Origin of the sequence: Yersinia sp. SCPM-O-B-9106 (C-191), assembly GCF_026183365.1 — a bacterium.
Lineage (GTDB): Bacteria > Pseudomonadota > Gammaproteobacteria > Enterobacterales > Enterobacteriaceae > Yersinia > Yersinia rochesterensis.
This window is the reverse complement of the sequence record NZ_CP110791.1, coordinates 3,952,341-3,972,569: the sequence shown is the minus strand read 5'-3', so window position 1 is coordinate 3,972,569 and position 20,229 is coordinate 3,952,341. Positions and strand designations below refer to the sequence as shown.

Sequence of the window (20,229 nt, the reverse complement as noted above, 5' to 3'; positions counted from 1 at the left end):
CGCAGGGAATGGTGCGCAATAACATAATACAGCATATAAACTGTAATCTCACAATACAACGAATAAGCTGTAAATCAGAAATACAGACTATAAGTTGTGATTTGATAATACAGCTTTTAGGTTGTTATGGTGGATTACAATCTAAAGGCTGTTTTATGATGATATCAGAATAAATAACGTTATCTGGCTCTCGACTATAATAACTTCTTTAGCATTGTAACTTTCTCGGTCGCTTATCATATGGAGCATGGTTATGGTCATTGTTCACCATCTGAATAATTCACGTTCACAACGAATCTTGTGGATGCTGGAAGAGTTACAAGTTCCCTACGAGTTGAAGCGCTATCAGCGCGACCCCGGCAGCTTGTTGGCACCACCGGAGTTGAAAAAAATCCATCCGTTGGGGAAATCGCCAGTGATTACTGATGGCGACCTGACACTGGCGGAATCAGGAGCCATTATCGAGTATCTACAGGAAACCTATGATGCACAGGGCTTGTTTAAGCCCACCGGCCATTATGATCGCCAACAATTCCGTTATTGGATGCATTATGCCGAAGGGTCATTGATGCCGTTGCTGGTGATGAAGCTTATTTTCAGCCGCTTCGGTGGGCCGCCAGTGCCGTGGATTATTCGCCCGGTAGCCAAGGCATTGGGTGATGGGGTACAAAAAAGTTATTTGAATAAGCAAATAGCCACTCATCGCGATTATCTGGAACAACATTTAGCAAAGAATCAATGGTTTGCCGGCAGTGATTTCAGTGCCGCAGATATTCAAATGAGTTTTCCTATCGAGGCAATCAACACCCGTAATGGGCTTGAGGGTTTCCCAAAACTGCAAAATTTCTTGGTGCGTATCCATCAGCGCCCGGCTTATCAGCAGGCGATTGAAAAGGGCGGCGCTTTCAAATTAGAAAATGGATAAATCTACATGGGTTCCCTAATTAATGTCTCCCAGACAAATTAATGTAAGAAAATGCATTAAATGTCGCTTTCTGATGTTGATTAGTCGCTACGAATAGCTAGATAATCGTTTGCCTTACAATAAGGCTATTTTATTTGCCATTTTGAACTTGGGCAGTGCTAAAAATCCTCACGTACTGAGTGTACGCTCCGGTTTTTGCGCGCTGGCCGCGTCCAAACTGCCTGCAACAATGACGCTTATTGTAGTTTTTCTTCGATTTTTTTCAGTCATGCGTGTTTCCAGCTAATCGTTTGCTATTTTCTCCGTCATATCGGCGTTGGGAGAATTGACGAGTTAATCGGCAGAGACGGAAACGATTACGTTTGGAAAGGGCACGGGCTTGTTGACTACTTTAAAATGACACACAGGGGACATAACCATGTCTAGCACCAATCCTCAGGGGAACCAGGCAGTCAAGCCAAAAGGTTCGCTTGATGCGTTTTTCAAGCTTAGTGAACGTGGCAGTAATGTACGCCAGGAAGTGCTGGCCGGCCTGACGACTTTTCTTGCCATGGTTTATTCGGTCATTGTTGTGCCGAGTATGTTAGGTAAAGCGGGCTTCCCCCCAACCGCAGTGTTTGTTGCTACCTGTCTGGTTGCTGGCTTGGGTTCTTTGTTGATGGGGTTGTGGGCGAATTTGCCAATGGCCATTGGCTGCGCCATCTCATTGACGGCGTTTACAGCATTTAGCTTGGTATTGGGCCAGCACATCAGTATTCCTGTCGCCTTGGGCGCGGTATTCCTGATGGGCGTGCTGTTTACTATAATCTCCGTCACCGGTATCCGCTCGTGGATATTGCGTAACTTGCCGATGGGCGTAGCACACGGTACCGGCATTGGTATTGGTTTGTTTTTGCTGCTCATTGCCGCGAATGGTGTCGGCTTGGTAATCAAAAACCCGATTGAAGGTTTGCCAGTCGCGCTGGGCGCTTTTACTTCTTTCCCGGTTATTATGACGTTATTGGGCTTGGCGGTGATTTTCGGGCTGGAAAAACTGCGGGTACCGGGTGGTATTCTGTTGGTGATTATTGCCATCTCAATTATCGGCCTGATTTTTGACCCAAGTGTGACTTACCAAGGGCTGTTTGCCATGCCAAGCCTGGCAGATGCTAACGGTAACTCATTGATTTTCAGTCTTGATATCATGGGCGCACTGAATCCTGTGGTGCTGCCAAGTGTGTTGGCGTTGGTGATGACGGCAGTCTTTGATGCTACCGGCACCATTCGCGCGGTAGCTGGGCAAGCCAACTTGCTGGATAAAGACGGCCAGATTATCAGTGGCGGCAAAGCGCTGACCTCTGACTCGGTCAGCAGCATCTTCGCCGGTTTGGTCGGCGCGGCACCAGCGGCAGTTTACATTGAATCCGCTGCTGGCACGGCGGCTGGCGGCAAAACCGGTATGACGGCCACTGTCGTCGGTATTTTGTTCCTGTTTATGCTGTTCCTTTCTCCGCTTTCCTATTTGGTTCCGGCATATGCGACGGCACCTGCGCTGATGTATGTCGGTTTGTTGATGTTGAGCAATGTCGCTAAATTGGATTTCGAAGATTTCGTTGATGCAATGTCCGGCCTGCTCTGCGCGGTGTTTATCGTGCTGACTTGTAATATCGTCACCGGTATTATGCTGGGCTTCAGTTCACTGGTGATTGGCCGCATTTTCTCTGGTGAATGGCGTAAATTGAACCTCGGCACCGTGATTATCGCGGTTGCGCTGGTGGCATTCTATGCTGGTGGCTGGGCAATCTAAGCTCTCTGATATTGGGGGTATCCTGCCCCCAATATTGTCACCAGACTAATATCCCTATTTTCTTTGTTTTTCCTGCCATCAATTACCGATTTTTTTCCCCGCTGCGCAAAAAATTGATCTACTATCAAAAGCTACGCTTCGGCCCTGTCTATGGGGGGGGCGCTCAGGTTTTAAGTTGAAATAAATTAAGTTGAGTCGAGTCTAAGGAAAGCATGGAAATCTTTTTTACAATCCTCATCCTGATTTTGGTGGTGTCGCTTTCCGGCGTCGTCACCCGGATGTTGCCGTTTCAAATCCCTCTCCCATTAATGCAGATTGTTTTTGGTGCCTTATTGGCTTTCCCCCACTTTGGTTTGCATGTTGATTTTGACCCTGAATTATTCTTGGTGCTGTTTATTCCGCCGCTGTTATTTGCTGACGGCTGGAAAACACCGACACGGGAATTTATCCACCATGGGCGGGAAATATTTGGTCTAGCCCTGGCTTTGGTGTTGGTCACGATTGTGGGCGTCGGCTACCTGATTTACTGGATGGTGCCGGGTATTCCGCTGGTCGCCGCCTTTGCGCTGGCGGCGGTATTGTCGCCAACTGATGCGGTGGCGTTGTCCGGTATTGTGGGGAAAGGGCGCATACCTAAATCGATTATGGGCGTACTGGAAGGGGAGGCATTGATGAATGATGCTTCCGGTCTGGTGGCGCTGAAATTTGCCATTGCCGTGGCGATGGGCACCATGGTGTTTACGGTTTCCGGCGCGACGCTAGAATTCTTGAAAGTGGCGATTGGTGGGCTGTTGGCCGGTGTGGCTGTTACCTGGCTATACAGTAAATCGCTGCGTTTGATGAGCCGCTGGAGTGGTGATGACCCGGCAACACAAATCGTCTTGCTGCTGCTGTTGCCGTTCGCCTCTTACTTGATTGCCGAGCATATTGGGGTTTCCGGCATTTTGGCTGCGGTGGCTGCGGGGATGACCATCAGTCAGTCTGGCGTGATCCGTAACGCGCCACTGACCATGCGGTTACGCGCCGACAGTGTATGGTCGATGCTAGAATTTGTGTTTAACGGCATGGTGTTTATCCTGCTGGGCCTGCAATTACCGGGCATTCTGGAAACCTCGATCGTGCAGGCCGAACTGGACCCGACGATTCAAACCTGGAACCTGTTCGCCGATGTCGCCATCATTTATGGTGCCTTGCTGGTGCTGCGGTTTAGCTGGTTGTGGTCGATGAAGAAAATCAGCAAGCGAGTGTTGACTAAGCGGCCATTGGAATTTGGCAATTACACCACCCGCGAGCTATGGGTTGCTTCGTTCGCCGGGGTGCGCGGGGCAATTACATTGGCCGGTGTGCTGTCCATTCCGTTATTCCTCAGTGATGGCTCGGCTTTCCCATCCCGTTACCAATTGGTATTTATCGCCACCGGCGTGATTTTGCTATCAGTCATTGTCGGGGTCATTGCTTTGCCACCATTGCTGCGCGGTGTAGTGATGGCCGATAAAAGTGCCAGCCGCGAAGAAATTCGTTTGGCGCGGGCGGCGGCGGCGGAAGTGGCGATTGTCAGCTTGAATAAGATGGAAGAGCGCCTGGCCGCCAGCAGTGAGGAGAATATCGACCCTGAATTACTGAAAGAAGTCAGTTCACGGGTGATTGGTACTCTGCGACGGCGAACTGGTAGCAAAGATGAAATCGAGAACAGGTTATTGATAGAAAATCTGGAGCGGCGTTTCCGCTTAACTGCGCTGCGGGCCGAACGTGGCGAGCTGTATCACTTGCGCGCTACGCAGAAAATCAGCAACGAAACCCTGCAAAAATTGCTGCATGATTTAGATTTACTGGAAGCGCTGTTAATCGAAAAAGAAGGTTAATTCGCCTTAAACCGGCGACTCATCAGTGGCCGGTTTTATCTCAACCAATGAACCATTGGGCCAAAATTCACGGCAGCGGCTAATCCATGCTTGAGCACTGTGAGAAAGATAACTTCCTTGACGCCATATCAATCCTAACTGCCAGGGCATCAGCGGTTCTAATGGTAGCCATAACAGCGCGTTTTTATCCAGCCGCTGGCAAATAGGTTCCGGCAGAATGGCGATACCAATATTGGCTTGCACCATGGCGGCGAGAAAGTCCCATTGACCGCTACGCACGGCGATTTGGGGCGTAAAACCACCGGTGGTAAAAGCATCCATTAACTGGCGGTAAAGGGCGAAATCTTCGTTATAAATCAGGATGGGAAGGTCCGCCAACTCAGGGATACTAATGGTGGTACGGTTAAGCCAAAATGCAGTGCGCGGCACCACCACACACAGTGGGTGGCTGAACAGCGGCAATGATGTCAGCGGCAAATTGATATCTGCAGGAAGGGCGGTCAGGGCTAAATCAAGCTCACCGGATAACACCGCTTGTTGCACGGTCAAACCACCAAATTCGGCAATTTGTAGCTCAATACCGGGGTAACTTCGGCGAAATTCACTGATAAGTACCGCCATTTGCGTGCCGACCATCGGCGGAATTCCCAGCCGTAACTTGCCTTTCTTCAATGAACTGATGTCTTCCAGCTCCGCTTCCAACTGTTGAAATTGGTCGAGAATAGCCAGTCCGCGCTGATAAACCGCCTGCCCGCTGTCAGTCAAATGCAGGCGTCGTCCTTCACGAGTCAGTAAACTGCACTCCAATTCATTTTCCAAATTGCGTAGCATTTTGCTGATGGTGGGCTGGGTGACAAAAAGCTTCTCCGCCGCCCGAGTGAAGCTTTGCTGGCGCACCACTTCGACGAAATAACGCAATGTTCTGATATCCATCAGCTTTCCTATCAATGAGTGAGAGAGTGGCGGTGCAAAGCATTCCATTTAGGCATGATTCCAATGATTTTAATTCATTTTTCGCAAGGTTTCCTGCGGCCTATACTGAGCACTGGTAAAATTTCCCACTGGGGTTTCTCATGTCATTGGCGTTACGCAGTTTTGCGCCGTCTGTTCTCTCGCGTTTACAAGTGCCGGTTCAGGTGGCGCTGTATGCCGGGCTGTTTATTATTGCTGACCAACTGGTGAGTCTCTTTCACCTGCCGTTGCCCGCCAATATCGTCGGCATGTTATTGCTGCTGGCTATGATTATGCTGCGGATTCTGCCGGTGCGTTGGGTTCAAGCCGGTTCGCGCTGGCTGTTGGCTGAAATGCTGCTGTTCTTTGTTCCTGCAGTGGTGGCGGTGGTGAATTACGCGCAATTAATTATGGTAGATGGTTGGAAAATTTTTGCTGTTATCGCGGTCAGTACCACACTGACACTCGCGGCGACGGGCTTAGTGGTTGACCGGGTTTACCGTTTTGAGGTGTGGCTGCAACGCCGCAAGTCTAATCATCATGAATGATTTTATTATCAGCATCGCGTGTTTCCTGGCAACACTGATACTTTACTTTGCCAACAAAAAACTCTATCGCCGCCGCCGGTCATTGCTGCTGATGCCCTTGGTGTTAACCCCGATGGTGCTGGTGTTGCTGCTGGTGGTCACCCATATCTCTTATCAGGATTATATTGGTGAGACGCATTGGTTACTGTGGCTTTTGGGGCCGGCGACTATCGCGTTTGCTGTGCCGGTTTATGAGAATCTGTCGATTATCCGCCGTCACTGGTTGTCTCTCACTGCGGGCGTTATCACCGCGATTACTGTGGCGGTAGTCAGTTCGGTGTGGCTGGCGAAGTTATTAACTCTCTCGGAAGAAGTGCAGCGCAGTTTAGCGGTGCGCTCGATTACCACACCTTTTGCCCTGGAAGCCGCAAAGCAGTTGGGCGGGCAGCCGGACTTAGTCGCGCTGTTTGTGGTGATTACCGGGGTCTTCGGCATGGCGGTCGGGGATTTGCTGTTTCTGCGCCTTTCTGTGCGCAGCGGATTGGCAAAAGGCGCGGGCCTTGGGGCCTCCTCTCACGGGGCGGGTACTGCCAAAGCCTATGAAATGGGGCAACAAGAGGGCGTAGTATCCAGCTTGGTGATGATGCTGGCCGGTATTATTACAGTCATCGGCGCACCGCTGATTGGGCATGTGCTGTGGTAATGATAATAACGCATTCTGGATGAGTGAATAATCGGTGCCAAAATCACCGATGTTTACTCAATAATTTCCTGCGATGTATAAAATAGCCATATAAATAGAAAGGTTGAATGATATTGCGGCCCATATTTTATCAGGGTAGTAATATAAAAAACTGCATATACCGGTGAAATTCGGATTTTTTGAATTCCCAATTCGTTATCTAATTCCTCTGAGAAAGTTTTTACCTCGTATATTAGATAAAAGGAAAGGGATTATGCCTCATTATTTAACGGCTTTGATTTGTGGATTACCCTGGTTGTTCACCGCCAGTTGTCTGGCACAAGCGGATGTCGAAACAACAAAATGCAGCAATACGGATTTTTCTCAGGTTTTATCCTGTTATAAAGATAAATTGTCCAGCGAGCCGCTTATTTACAATTTGCTGAGTCAGGAGGATTTACCGGGGCTAGAATGGCGTCGTTACCAACTGACTTCTCAACAGTGGGCACCTGAGAATTTGGTCTCCCCTGCCGCCTGGCAGCATGAGGTTGAGATCTTTATTCCAAGTGACAGTACCTCGACGCAAGGATTGGTTGTTATTAATAATGGTATTAACCACGCAACCAGCACGGTTCCTGCCTCTGGCCCGACTGATTTCTCCATCGACTCATTAAAAAATATTGCCCGGGAAACGAATGCCGTGGTGATATCAATCAGCACTATTCCCAATCAATATCTTGAATATCAACAGGATGGCGTACCACGCAAGGAGGATTACAGTGTCGCCCGTAGCTGGACTTTATTTATGGATGCACCGGAGTCTCGTTCTACCTTGCCCTTGCACGTCCCCATGGCGGCGGCAGTTTCTCAGGTCATGACCCTGGCCCAACAAGCTTTGCCGGAAAAAGCATTAGACAGTTTTATTGTCACCGGCTTATCCAAACGGGGCTGGACAACCTGGCTCACGTCGCTTGCTGATACCCGGGTTGTAGCCATGGTGCCCTTTGTTATTGATCTGCTTGATACCCGCGCTGCATTGGAACATATGTATAAATCTTATGGTGGGAACTGGCCCATTGCTTTCGCCCCTTATTATCAGGACGAAATTGATAAAAAGTTGGAGACTGTCGGCTTTTCTAAATTGATGCAGATTATTGATCCTATGCAATATATGGGAACTGAGTATCAATCCCGGCTGAGTATTCCTAAATATATTATCAATGCCAGTGGCGACGATTTTTATGTGCCTGATAATACAGATTTTTATTACGATAAATTACCGGGTGAAAAAGTCTTGAGGGTGGCACCCAATTCCAGCCACTATGGTATTAAGGCTTTCAGCGAACAGTCATTGATTCCCTTGGTTAATCGCCTACGGCAATCCACTGCCTTGCCGCAAGTGGATGTCAGCATCGGAATGAAAGAAAAGGTGCAAACAATGAAGGTAACGCTGTCCGAGACGCCGAATAAAGTGCTGCTATGGACTGCGGCAAATAATGATGCGCGGGATTTCCGCTATGCCTGTGATGTGCGCTACGCCGAATTCCCACTGGCGGTAACACCGGAAAATATCATTGAAATTGCGTTTATTACACCAGCTTCCGGCTGGCAGGCGACTTTTATTGAGGCCACTTTCAGTGATGGCTTCGTGGCCACGACACCGGTATATATCTTGCCGAAAGAGAGTTTCCCGACGTCGGCACCACCGACCATCGGGACTGCTTGCAAAACGTTGGAGGGGCGTCAGGCCGAAGTAATAGAAGACACTGAGTCCACAAACAGTCCAGTGGAAACAGAAAATACAGTGGTAAACAAATAGCATTGGGGCAATTTTAGATAATAAAAAACCCGGTGAAGGCCGGGTTTTTCATATTTATGTTGTGCTTAATAGAGTGATGCTTCACCCGCTGGGCGCGTTTTAAAGCGGCGGTGCAACCAAAGATATTGCTCGGGTGCGCGCATGATTTCTTTTTCAATCACTTTATTCATGTAACGGGCGGCGGCTAATTCGTCATCTATTGGATAATCTTCCAATGCTGGTTGGATAAGCAGGTCATAGCCGCTGCCATCTGTTTTGCGCAGTAACACTAATGGCAGCAACGCCGGTTTTGCCAAGCGGGCCAACATAAAGGTACCGCTTGTGGTGGCGGCTTGATCAACGGCAAAAAAGGGTGCAAAAACACTGCCTCGCGGGCCGTAATCTTGATCTGGGGCGAACCAAACGGCTTCACCTTTCTTCAATGCGTGCACCATACCGCGTAGGTCTTTACGATCCAACATCGCCTTATTGGAGCGCATTCGGCCCCAAGTCTGTACTAATTCCATCACTTTATTATTGTGTGGACGGTACATTGCCATCATCGGTTGGCATTGGCCCATGACTCGGCCACCCAGTTCCAGCGACATAAAATGTACGCCAATCACCAAGACACCGCGTTTGCCTTCCTGCGCTTTTTTCAGGTTATTCAGACCGGAGACGGTAAACCAGCGCTTGACGCGCGCATCGGGCCAAAACCACGCCATACCTGTTTCCAGCAACCCCATACCCAAGGATTCAAAATTACCCACAATCGTCCGCTCGAGGGTGGTTTTGTCCATATCAGGGAAGCACAGTTCGAGGTTACGTCGGGCGATAGAAACCCGTCGCTTGAGAAAGCGCATTGAGGTACGTCCGAGCCAAATCCCCAATTTATTTATCAGCGGGTAGGGCAGTTGGACTAATAGAAATAGCACACCAAGGCCAAACCAAGTTAGCCAATAGCGCGGGTGGAGCAGTGAAATATGGAATTTCTGCGGTTTTATCATATGAACTCTATCGTTATGCGTTAAGTGCGAGCTTGTAACGCATAAGGATATAACTCGATAGCGATACATATCTTCAGACACCGTAGGTCAATTATCGTTTTCGTGAATACGATAATTGACGCAATATTTACATTAAAAGCGGTGTTCGCGTAGTGAATGGTCACAAAAGAGAGGCTATCGGTAAGCGAGGTGAGCTTTCCATCAATTATATCATAATCACGGTAAATGATATAAAAAGATGGATGGCGAAGATGTTGTTTATACACCGTGCCAGTGTAACAGTGCGGTTATCTGTTTGGTCTTCTTACCAGAAACCCAATACTTTCCACCATACGCTGCCGATAATTAGCCAGATAGGAATGACCACCAAACTGATCAGAAAACCGATTTTCCACCAGGTGGTGAGGGGGATAAAGTTGCAACCAAATAGGATAGCAGCAGGGCCACCGGAGTAATGTGTGGTCGCCATATACAAGTTACTGAACATGCCAAACACCAATCCTGTCAGCATTGGCGGTGCGCCTGCCGATATAGTGATAGAAACAAAAATCGTATACATGGCGCTGATATGGGCAATGGCGCTGGCCATCATATAGTGGCTGTAATAGTACGCCAGCAGTAGAATCCCCATCATCGGTACCCAATTCATGCCCTGTACCGAACCGGCCATTGAGGCTCCAAACCAGCGAATAAACCCCAGCTTATTCAGTTGGCTAGCGAGTGTTAGCAGCACCGCAAACCAAATCATAGTATGCCATGCTTCTTTCTCGGCAATGACATCATCCCAAGTCAGTACGCCGCTCAGCAGCAAGATAGCCAGACCAATAAAGGCGGTTATGGTGGCATCAATATTTAGCATAGTGCCACACACCCACAGGGTTACCAGCCCAATGAATACTGATAACACGATCCATTCATTGCGGCTCATTCGCCCCATTTCCTTCAGTTTTACAATGGCCAGTGCGCGCATTTCTGGGGTTTTTTTCAATTCCGGCGGATAAAAGCGATACAGTAGCAATGGGATGACCGTGAGAGAGATTAAACCCGGGACAATCGCGGCCAGCGCCCAACTGGCCCAGGTAATGGTTATTCCCATCTCGCCAGCCAGCTTACCTATCATCGGGTTACCGGCCATTGACGTCAGAAACATGGCACAAATAATGGCATTACACTGGACGATACATTGCACCAAAAAAGCCCCGATTTTGCGTTCAGTGCTTTGCTCGGGGCTTGATTCATATACATCAGATATCGAGCGAAATAGCGGTGTAATGATGCCACCACAACGAGCAGCAGTAGATGGCATCGCGGGTGCGAACAGTAAATCGGTGAGCACCAAACCGTAAGCCAGACCCAATGAGCTATGGCCTAACTTACTGATAAATAAGTAACCGACCCGGCGGCCAAAACCTGTTTTAATAAAACTGCGTGAGATAAAGAAAGCGCAGGCTATCATCCAGATGATGGGATCAGAAAAACCAGCGAGCACTTCTTTAATGCTCAGCAAGCCGGTGGCGGTGGCGGCTGTCAGACCGAATACTGCCATGGCACCTAACGGATAAGGTGAGAGAATCACACCAATCACTGTCGCGGCAAAGACCGCCATGAGGTGCCAGGCGCGTGGGTCAACAGATTCTGGTACTGGGCTAAACCAGATGCTTATCCCAATTAATAGGATAAGAAGCATTTTTCCTATTCGCGTTTTGAGTATCAACATGATTATTTACCCTGATGTTATTTTATATGCAGTAATCTTCGCCAGCAGTAATAGAAATAATTAACATTATTAATGTTGTAATTACATGAGGTAACTGTATACAGAAAATAATTCCATCATTCTTTTTAACGTTATTCTTGTATTATACGGAGTGGGGGGCGTGGCGAGATAAATATATTGTTCTGATCTGAGTAATTCAGACAAAGTTTGTCGATTACTTTACTTTATTAATTATAATTGGCGGGTTTTTATCTATTAAAATAACGTGATTTTGTCTTAATAGATAAGATAGTAGGGCAGGTTAGGGAGATAAACATAGCTTGTATAAATTAAATGCATCAGTTAAGAAATAATGCATAACGTATAAACTTTATTATGAACTATTTCATTTTAGTTTGGGCGGATTTTTATTTTATTAAGAATAAAACTTTATTTTTCTATAACAAAAAACCCGCACAAAGGCGGGTTTTTTTATTCAAAATGATTTAACTGCTCAGGACTATCACCTTCATCGCTATCGTAAATCATTCCGATATACCTGAGGTCTTGAAGCTATAGCGTCGAAGACCTAGGTATTTATTATTGACTCTTACAGAGCAATAACGTTTACCGCTGATGGGCCTTTAGCGCCGCTCTCGATAGAGAACTCCACTTTTTGGCCTTCATCTAAGGTTTTGAAATCATTGCTCTGGATAGCAGAGAAGTGAACGAACACATCTTTGCTGCCATCAGCAGGAGTGATGAAACCAAAACCTTTGTCAGCGTTAAACCATTTTACTAAACCAGTCATTTTATTAGACATAGAGATACTTCCTTCAATTATTTTTGATTGCCGCCATAGGCGAGCGAATAGGCTTGGGCACAACTTATGGGGCACTTAGAAGGAATTTCGCGGAGAAGAGGTATCTGTCTGATAACGCTAATACGGGGAACTGCTTTACTAAAACTGCTTGCATAAATGTTACTGTCAACCGGGTACTGCTTATTCATTTACTTGGGGAGCGGCTACACTGCTCGGGTCTGGCCGTCATCGCTGTCGGTAGCCAACTCCCTAATCACACTGAATTACAGAGCGACTACGTTTACCGCTGATGGGCCTTTAGCGCCGCTCTCGATAGAGAACTCCACTTTTTGGCCTTCATCTAAGGTTTTGAAATCATTGCTCTGGATAGCAGAGAAGTGAACGAACACATCTTTGCTGCCATCAGCAGGAGTGATGAAACCAAAACCTTTGTCAGCGTTAAACCATTTTACTAAACCAGTCATTTTATTAGACATAGAGATACTTCCTTCAATTATTTTTGATTGCCGCCATAGGCGAGCGAATAGGCTTGGGCACAACTTATGGGGCACTTAGAAGGAATTTCGCGGAGAAGAGGTATCTGTCTGATAACGCTAATACGGGGAACTGCTTTACTAAAACTGCTTGCATAAATGTTACTGTCAACCGGGTACTGCTTATTCATTTACTTGGGGAGCGGCTACACTGCTCGGGTCTGGCCGTCATCGCTGTCGGTAGCCAACTCCCTAATCACACTGAATTACAGAGCGACTACGTTTACCGCTGATGGGCCTTTAGCGCCGCTCTCGATAGAGAACTCCACTTTTTGGCCTTCATCTAAGGTTTTGAAATCATTGCTCTGGATAGCAGAGAAGTGAACGAACACGTCTTTGCTGCCATCAGCAGGAGTGATGAAACCAAAACCTTTACCAGCGTCAAACCATTTTACTAAACCAGTCATTTTATTAGACATAGAGATACTTCCTTCAATTATTTTTTGCCACAATAACGTAGCGAACGTGGTCTGTTTTCAGAGGATAACTTATTGGGCACTTAGGAGGAGACTCACGGAGAAGGGATATCTATGGATAGCGCTTGAACTGAGGACTGCTTTACTAAAACTGCTTTCATAAGGTCTGTGTTCCAAACCGATGACGCTATTTAACCACAACACATTCCCCGTGGCAACCTAATATTTGACTGTCATAACCAATGTCAATGGTTTTTTACGCTAAAATCGTATAAATCGAGGTCATTTTAATGTTACGAAACAGTCAATTAGGGCAATAAAAAAATAGTCCATTTTTTTGTATTCAAGCGCTAAATGCCGGGGTGAATCCCCCGGCATTTGAGTTTAACGAGGAGAAACTGTCACAGTACCGCTGCGATCGCTAGCAATAATGACGCGTTGACCTGCGCTGAAACGGGTTGGCCCTTGCGCCTGCACGACAACAATGCTGCTGCCATCATCACGACGAATTTCCAGTTGTACACCTTCACTGCGGTTCATGGCGCTTTGTATGCCCTGACCCGCTACACCACCGGCAACGGCACCACCTGCGGTCGCGAGGCTATTACCACGGCCCCCGCCGATAGTATTGCCCAAGAAGCCACCGACTACAGCCCCGCCGATAGCGCCAGCTACATTATTTTCACTACCACCTTGAATAGTGACCGGACGTGCGGAAACCACGGTGCCATAGGTGACGGTTTGTACCTGCCGTGCTTGAGCGGCGGTAAAGGTATCACCCGACGCTGTTCTGTTGTTGGCGCATCCACTTAATACAGTAGCTGCGAGTGCTACGGCAATGATCATTTTATTCATAATTAACCCCTAATTATCAGTACAAGTCCGATGTCAGCTAGCTATCACCCAAACTATAGATAACTGTTAACAATGACTATAGCGTGATAATGATTCATTTGAGGAGATAAATAATGAGCAGATATAGATATAGACGAGTTCCTGCTGACTTTTCATGTTACCGTCATGGCTAAATACGACCCATTTATATCTTCAGGAATGTTGTCTTGTTACGCTCGATGATTTCAACCAAGATTTTCCGTCTCGACTTAGGTCGCTTAATTCTTATTCTGGCTGTCATGAGCGCCTTTGTGACGCTGGCAAACAGTTTCTATGCCAGTTATCGGGTTCAACGGCAGCTATTGATCGATAATACACTGGAAGCTAACCGTGTTTATGCCGCTAAGCTGGCGTCGAGTACGGAGATTTTTTTGCGGAGTGCGCAAAAGCAGCTTCACTACAGCAGCATGATCGCCGCAAAGCATTTTGACGATCAGGCCGTTCTGAAAGCGGAAACCGCACGACTCAAATATCAGACCGACAGTTTTAACTCGGTAGTGATAACCGATGCTCAGGGTATTATCCGCGCCACATCGCCAGACAGCCTCCAACTATTGGGCCACACTCTGACATCACCTGGGTCGGCAGAGGCACTCAAGCTCCGCCGCCCCATTATCAGCAAGCCATATGTGTCAGCAGCTAACAATCTGGTTATCAATATATCGACACCCATTATCACGCCGGATGGACACTATCGCGGATACATAGGCGGGACTATTTATCTGCGTAAGCAAAGTATTTTAAATGAGTTACTGGGTGAACATTACTATCGCGATGGTTCTTACATTGTGGTGCTCGACGGCGAGCGGCGCATTCTTTATCACCGAGATGTTAATCGTATCGGGGAGATACTAGAGCCGAAGCCGATTACAGAGGCGGCCAAAAAAAATGACAATGGTAGCTTGATGGTGACCAGCACCAATGGCGAATCGATGCTGGCGGGCTATGCCGTTGTGGATCCGTCAGGTTGGGAAATTATTACCCTGCGGCCAGAATCCTCTACTTTGAAGCCGTTGGAAGGGTTGATGCTGAAAGGGCTGGGGCATATTGCGCCGCTGGCGTTACTCACATTGTTGGGCGTTTGGTTATTATCGCGGTTAATTGCTCGCCCGCTGTGGTTACTGGCAGGCAGCGCCAATGATATGGATAAACCGGATATTGCCAGTAGCATCAAAGAAATTCCCTCATGGTATTTCGAGGCGACGCAGCTTAAACGGGCCTTGTTGATAGGTATCAGTCTATTGCAAAAGAAAATCGGCAAATTGAGGTTCGAAGCGCATACCGACCCCATGACTGGTCTGTATAACCGGCGCGGGCTGGCGATGACGCTCGAACCTATCGCCCAGCTCGGGCAGCATTTTTCTGTCATTGCACTGGATATTGACCACTTTAAATCAATTAATGACTCTTATGGTCATGATGTCGGTGATGAAGTTATCAAGCAATTGGCAATACAAATTCGTGATAGCTCCCGTGACAGCGATATTCTGTGCCGCAGTGGCGGTGAAGAGTTTCTGATGTTGCTGCCGAGCACGGTGCCGGATGTTGCCATACAGGTTGCTAACCGGCTGCGGCACAATGTAGAAATGATGGCGATGCCGGGTATCCGACCTATCACGATTTCATTGGGTGTGGCGTTTTGGAATGGGGTCGGGGTGCCGGAGGATGCGCTGAAGCGGGCGGATGAAGCTTTATACCGAGCGAAACAGAAAGGCCGTAATCGAGTGGAAGTTGCCTAGAAATCACCTAACAAAAAAGGCGCGCTCCGTGTGGAGTACGCCTTTTTAAACAACAACTTAACTGACTAGTATCAGTTCATGCCGTATTTTTTCAATTTCTTACGCAGCGTGCCACGGTTAATGCCCATCATCAGGGCAGCACGGGTTTGGTTGCCACGGGTGTATTGCATCACCATGTCCAACAATGGCTGTTCAACTTCAGCCAGTACCAACTCATACAGGTCACTCACATCCTGACCATTCAGTTGAGCAAAATAGTTCTTCAGTGCTTGTTTTACCGAGTCACGCAAAGGCTTTTGAGTCACCTGATCTTGTGAGTTTACGGTTGCAACGGTCAGTACGTCAGAATTTACGCGTTGTTCGAACATAGTTCTGTCAGCTCTTTTTTCTGTTTACGCAAGATTTTCGAAATATGCCTCCAACGCCTCCAGCTGTTCGCTGGCATCCTCAATGGCGTTGAATGTGCGCCGAAACTGGTCGTTAGGGGCGTGCTCCTGGAGATACCAAGAGACGTGCTTACGTGCGATACGAAATCCCTTGCCTGGACCATAAAAGTCGTGCAATTCCCGTATATGCCCGTTTAACAAGCGCTGCACTTCGCCAAGTGGCATCGGTGACAGCAGCTCCCCAGTGTCCAGGTAATGCTGGATTTCCCGGAAGATCCAAGGTCTTCCCTGAGCGGCACGTCCTATCATCAGGGCATCAGCCCCAGTGTAGTCGAGTACCGCTCTGGCTTTATGCGGGTCAGTGATGTCACCATTCGCGATAACGGGAATGGAAACAATCTGCTTAACTGCCCGAATGCTGTCGTATTCCGCCTCACCATTAAACAAACAAGAACGGGTTCGGCCATGAATCGTCAGGGCTTGTATACCACAGTTTTCGGCCAATTGGGCAATTTCTATACAGTTACGGTGTTCTGGCGACCAACCCGTCCGGATCTTCAACGTCACTGGTACATCTACCGCGTTAACGACTGCGGAGAGGATCTGTTTGACCAATTCAGGATGCTGCAATAATGCTGATCCTGCCAGTTTGCGATTCACTTTCTTGGCCGGACATCCCATATTGATGTCGATGATTTGTGCACCATTCGCCACATTGATTTGGGCGGCTGCTGCCATCTCATCCGGGTCATTACCGGCAATTTGCACGGCACGAATCCCCGGCTCATCACTATGAACCATGCGCAAACGCGACTTATCCGTCCGCCATACCTCTGGATTAGAGGAGAGCATTTCAGATACAGCCATCCCAGCCCCCATACCATGACATAGCGCTCTGAATGGGCGATCTGTGATACCCGCCATCGGGGCGGCAATCAGGCAATTTGTAAGCTGGATGTGTCCAATACGCATAGACAAAGAATGACCACACTGTGTCCGTAAGGGCGCGTATATTACGCATTTTTGCGCTCAGATGAAAGGCCAAACTTTGACCAATTGATGAAAAAAACGCGATAAATTACAGACTAATCTTGGGTAATTAATTATTTTCTCATATATAACATCAGGTTAAGTTAATATGATTAATTTTTGCGCTTTAGTATTTTCTACTAAACAACATAATTTTCGACTAGTTATGCAACATGGTGGAGGTTGAAAATGCTGATTTATTCATCAAATCAATGATAAAGAGCAGATATAAATGAGTCAGACATCTCATTTCAGTTAAAAACGGTGCTTGATGGATTGCTAGCTACTGCCAGGAAATGCTAGTGCGACTCTGCGAATTTGGCGTTACAACAGCGAGTGTTGCAACGCCTATAACATGGATAGTCATTATTGGTGGGGTCGATATTACTTCTTGATACCCGTGATGCGGCACCACTCTTCTTTCTCAGCCACCGGGTCGAGAGTGAATTTATCCTCGTAAGCCTGTGCGACACCCGCTGCTTGCGTTGCCAGCACACCTGACAAGCCAAGATGGCCGCCCGCAACCGGTAAAACACTAATCAACGGCGCGAGTTCCCGTAATGGGCCAGCCAGGATATTGGCGACCACCACGTCAGCGGATAAATCGGCTGGCTGATCTTTGGCAAGATACAGCTCCAAACGCTCTGAAACGCCGTTACGCTGTGCGTTATCACGACTGGCCTGAATGGCTTGCGGATCAATATCAATGCCAATAGCGCGCTTAGCACCGAGTTTTAGAGCTGCAATCGCCAGGATGCCGGAGCCGCAACCGAAATCGATAACGGTTTTATCCTGTAGGTTGAGGCCATCGAGCCATTGCAAACACAATGCGGTTGTCGGGTGAGTGCCGGTACCAAACGCCAAACCGGGGTCGAGCATCACGTTCACGGCTGTTGGGTCGGGAACATCACGCCAGCTCGGACAGATCCACAGGCGCTCACCAAAACGCATTGGGTGGAAATTATCCATCCATTCACGTTCCCAATCTTTATCTTCCAACTGCTCAATCTTATGGATGAAACCTTGACCGAGTTGCGGGTTATATTCCAGCATAGCGACCACTTCCGCCATATCGGTTTCTGCATCATACAGGCCAATCACGTCGGTATCGCCCCACAGGCGGGTTTCCCCCGGCAGCGGCTCAAACACCGGATTATCGTGGGTATCCTGGAAGGTCACAGAGACCGCGCCACTTTCTATTAGGGCATCACCAAGAGATTCGGCTTGGTTACCGGTGGTGTTTAGTTTTAGTTGGATCCAAGGCATAGCTTTCTCTTCCAAAACCGATCTTCAACTGAGGTCTCACGATCGGTTTTTATCAATAGGGTTTCGGTAAATAATACCTGCAAATAGTCATTTATTCAGTGCTGACAACCACGGGCCGGCGTGTTCGCGCCCTGTCGCCAAACTGATTCCCGATATAGAACGCCAGCAGGTTAAGCACCAGCGAGGGCACGATTGGGTGCAGGCCGGCTATCTTAATATCGAAACTGGCCAGCACGGTATAGCATACCGCGCCGACAATCATTGCGCTAAGGGCACCATGGGCATTGGCGCGCTCCCAGTATAATCCTAGCACCAATGGCCAGAGGAATACCGCCTCCAGACCACCAAAGGCCAACAGATTCAACCAGATAATCATTTCGGGTGGTCGCCAGGCGGCAAGTAGCAATAATAGCCCGAGGATCAGTGTCGACATGCTGGAAATACGCGCTAACTTACGCTCATTTTTCAGCTCTTCTGGCCATAAATTGAGGTATAAATCTTTCACAATAGTTGCGGAGGATTGCAGTAACTGGGCATTGATGGTCGACATAATCGCCGCCATCGGCGCGGCCAGAAAGATCCCAGCAGCAAAGGGCGGCAGCACGGTGATCATCAGTGTGGGGATCACTTGATCCGGGATCTTCAGGTCCGGCAGGATCGCCCGGCCTAATGCGCCGGCCAGATGCATACCGAACATCAAGATTGCCACCACAATGGTGCCGAGGATGATGCCGCGATGCACAGCTTTACTATCACGATACGAAATGCAACGCACTGCGGTATGCGGTAGGCCAATAACTCCAAAGCACACCAAGATCCAGAATGATGCCATAAACGGCAAGTCGAGGATTTGATCGCCACCTTGAGGGGAGACCAGCGCCGGATCTATATGCTGTAGAGTCTCGACGGCTTTGTGCAGCCCACCTGCGGCATGGATAACCGCCACCAACAGTAAAATGGTGCCGACCAACATCACCATGCCTTGTAAAGCATCATTCAGCACGCTGGCACGGAAACCACCAAAAGAGGTATACAGCGCGATACTGATACCGAAAATCAACAAGCCAGTGTCATAAGGGATGCCCGCTGCGGTTTCCAGCAAGCGCGCGCCACCGATAAACTGCACTGTCATGGCCCCGACAAACGCCACCAACAAGCTGATGCTGGCCAACCACACCAATAGGCGGCTTTGATAGCGGGCATACAGCATGTCGTTGAGGGTCACGGCATTATAACGTCGCGCCAGAATGGCAAATTTCTTACCCAATACTCCCAGAGACAGCCACACCGCTGGCAATTGAATCATTGCCAATAACACCCAGCCCAGGCCGTATTTATAAGCAGCACCCGGCCCGCCAATAAATGAACTGGCACTGATATAAGTGGCGGTCAAGGTCATTGCCAGGACAAATCCGCCCATCGAACGGTTGCCGATGAAGTATTCGTTAAGAAAATTCCCGGTTTTACGGCGGGTATAAGCATAGACGGATAAGCCAAATACCATGGCCAGATAGCCCACTAATGGCAGAATGACATCAGTTTGCATTGTCATCCTCCAGTGGAATATCGCGAAATATCACACGCACCATTAACCAGCACAGCACAATAAATAGCAGTGGCAGCGCAATACAGGCCGCTTCAAACCAAGCGGGCAGGCCGCTTATACCGGGAATATTGCCTGGTAAATAAGCCGTTATTATCCACCCAGCCAGATAAGCCAGCGTTAAGCCAAAGGCCCAGCGCGCTTCTTTATTGGCTTGTAGGAACCTTGTGTCCATATTCTCTCCAATACCCTTCGTACTTGGCACAACAGCGTTGTTAGCTGCACTCATTCACCCGAATCACTGACCTGAGTCAGCTCATCGGGATTCATTTGTTTGCTGCCTAGCGGCGAGGCCAACTAATTTGG

At 48.3% G+C, this 20,229-nt stretch carries 19 protein-coding genes; 7 read left to right on the top strand and 12 right to left on the bottom strand.

Features of this window, described 5'->3' with window-relative positions:
- Window positions 1–253: 253 nt before the first annotated feature.
- From OP863_RS17945 to OP863_RS17935, 3 genes are all read left to right on the top strand, one after another.
- Window positions 254–925, top strand: coding sequence for a glutathione S-transferase family protein (locus OP863_RS17945; protein ID WP_145588503.1), 672 nt, complete (start codon window positions 254–256; stop codon window positions 923–925).
- Between the two features lie 418 nt (window positions 926–1,343).
- A complete protein-coding gene (locus OP863_RS17940; RefSeq protein WP_038638571.1) occupies window positions 1,344–2,711 on the top strand; it encodes an NCS2 family permease in 1,368 nt (455 codons plus the stop codon).
- A 212-nt stretch (window positions 2,712–2,923) separates the two neighbouring features.
- Window positions 2,924–4,573: a Na+/H+ antiporter gene (locus OP863_RS17935; RefSeq protein WP_038638574.1), complete on the top strand. Its 1,650-nt coding sequence runs from the start codon at window positions 2,924–2,926 to the stop codon at window positions 4,571–4,573.
- Window positions 4,574–4,579: 6 nt separating this feature from the next.
- On the opposite strand, the gene OP863_RS17930 is transcribed toward OP863_RS17935, so the two are convergent.
- Window positions 4,580–5,506, bottom strand: a complete 927-nt coding sequence (locus OP863_RS17930) for a LysR family transcriptional regulator (RefSeq protein ID WP_038638576.1) — start codon at window positions 5,504–5,506, stop codon at window positions 4,580–4,582.
- A 140-nt stretch (window positions 5,507–5,646) separates the two neighbouring features.
- Between OP863_RS17930 and OP863_RS17925 the strand changes: the two genes are divergently transcribed.
- The 3 genes from OP863_RS17925 to OP863_RS17915 all read left to right on the top strand — a co-directional run bounded on the left by OP863_RS17925 (window position 5,647) and on the right by OP863_RS17915 (window position 8,552).
- Entirely contained in the window at window positions 5,647–6,072 is a 426-nt protein-coding gene (locus OP863_RS17925) for a CidA/LrgA family protein (protein ID WP_038638579.1), read from the top strand.
- Window positions 6,065–6,754: an LrgB family protein gene (locus OP863_RS17920; protein ID WP_050292217.1), complete on the top strand. Its 690-nt coding sequence runs from the start codon at window positions 6,065–6,067 to the stop codon at window positions 6,752–6,754. The genes OP863_RS17925 and OP863_RS17920 overlap by 8 nt, the downstream gene beginning before the upstream one ends.
- A gap of 253 nt (window positions 6,755–7,007) precedes the next feature.
- Window positions 7,008–8,552: a PhoPQ-activated pathogenicity-related family protein gene (locus OP863_RS17915; RefSeq protein WP_265525677.1), complete on the top strand. Its 1,545-nt coding sequence runs from the start codon at window positions 7,008–7,010 to the stop codon at window positions 8,550–8,552.
- A gap of 65 nt (window positions 8,553–8,617) precedes the next feature.
- Here the strand turns inward: OP863_RS17915 and lpxP are convergent, their stop codons facing one another.
- From lpxP to OP863_RS17885, 6 genes are all read right to left on the bottom strand, one after another.
- Window positions 8,618–9,538 carry a kdo(2)-lipid IV(A) palmitoleoyltransferase gene (lpxP, locus tag OP863_RS17910; protein ID WP_145588497.1) on the bottom strand — a complete coding sequence of 307 codons (921 nt, stop codon included), beginning with the start codon at window positions 9,536–9,538 and terminating at the stop codon, window positions 8,618–8,620.
- A gap of 304 nt (window positions 9,539–9,842) precedes the next feature.
- Entirely contained in the window at window positions 9,843–11,255 is a 1,413-nt protein-coding gene (locus tag OP863_RS17905) for a DASS family sodium-coupled anion symporter (protein WP_145591932.1), read from the bottom strand.
- A gap of 589 nt (window positions 11,256–11,844) precedes the next feature.
- A complete protein-coding gene (gene cspG, locus OP863_RS17900) occupies window positions 11,845–12,057 on the bottom strand; it encodes a cold shock protein CspG (protein WP_050115883.1) in 213 nt (70 codons plus the stop codon).
- A 263-nt stretch (window positions 12,058–12,320) separates the two neighbouring features.
- Complete coding sequence (gene cspG / locus OP863_RS17895) at window positions 12,321–12,533, bottom strand: cold shock protein CspG (RefSeq protein WP_049613850.1); 213 nt, start codon at window positions 12,531–12,533, stop codon at window positions 12,321–12,323.
- Between the two features lie 263 nt (window positions 12,534–12,796).
- Window positions 12,797–13,009: an RNA chaperone/antiterminator CspA gene (gene cspA, locus OP863_RS17890; RefSeq protein WP_011817288.1), complete on the bottom strand. Its 213-nt coding sequence runs from the start codon at window positions 13,007–13,009 to the stop codon at window positions 12,797–12,799.
- Between the two features lie 381 nt (window positions 13,010–13,390).
- On the bottom strand, window positions 13,391–13,861 hold the full coding sequence (locus OP863_RS17885; protein WP_038638593.1) for a glycine zipper 2TM domain-containing protein: 471 nt from the start codon (window positions 13,859–13,861) through the stop codon (window positions 13,391–13,393).
- Between the two features lie 218 nt (window positions 13,862–14,079).
- Between OP863_RS17885 and OP863_RS17880 the strand changes: the two genes are divergently transcribed.
- A complete protein-coding gene (locus tag OP863_RS17880) occupies window positions 14,080–15,639 on the top strand; it encodes a sensor domain-containing diguanylate cyclase (RefSeq protein WP_145588521.1) in 1,560 nt (519 codons plus the stop codon).
- Window positions 15,640–15,710: 71 nt separating this feature from the next.
- Here OP863_RS17880 and fis read toward each other — a convergent pair whose 3' ends face one another.
- The 5 genes from fis to OP863_RS17855 all read right to left on the bottom strand — a co-directional run bounded on the left by fis (window position 15,711) and on the right by OP863_RS17855 (window position 20,098).
- On the bottom strand, window positions 15,711–16,007 hold the full coding sequence (fis, locus tag OP863_RS17875; RefSeq protein WP_002210061.1) for a DNA-binding transcriptional regulator Fis: 297 nt from the start codon (window positions 16,005–16,007) through the stop codon (window positions 15,711–15,713).
- Window positions 16,008–16,031: 24 nt separating this feature from the next.
- Entirely contained in the window at window positions 16,032–16,997 is a 966-nt protein-coding gene (dusB, locus tag OP863_RS17870; protein ID WP_038638599.1) for a tRNA dihydrouridine synthase DusB, read from the bottom strand.
- Between the two features lie 441 nt (window positions 16,998–17,438).
- A complete protein-coding gene (gene prmA, locus OP863_RS17865) occupies window positions 17,439–18,320 on the bottom strand; it encodes a 50S ribosomal protein L11 methyltransferase (RefSeq protein ID WP_145588472.1) in 882 nt (293 codons plus the stop codon).
- 91 nt (window positions 18,321–18,411) lie between these two features.
- A complete protein-coding gene (gene panF / locus OP863_RS17860; RefSeq protein ID WP_038638606.1) occupies window positions 18,412–19,866 on the bottom strand; it encodes a sodium/pantothenate symporter in 1,455 nt (484 codons plus the stop codon).
- Window positions 19,856–20,098 carry a YhdT family protein gene (locus OP863_RS17855; RefSeq protein ID WP_038638609.1) on the bottom strand — a complete coding sequence of 81 codons (243 nt, stop codon included), beginning with the start codon at window positions 20,096–20,098 and terminating at the stop codon, window positions 19,856–19,858. Before OP863_RS17855 ends, panF begins: the two co-directional genes overlap by 11 nt.
- Window positions 20,099–20,229: the final 131 nt, after the last annotated feature.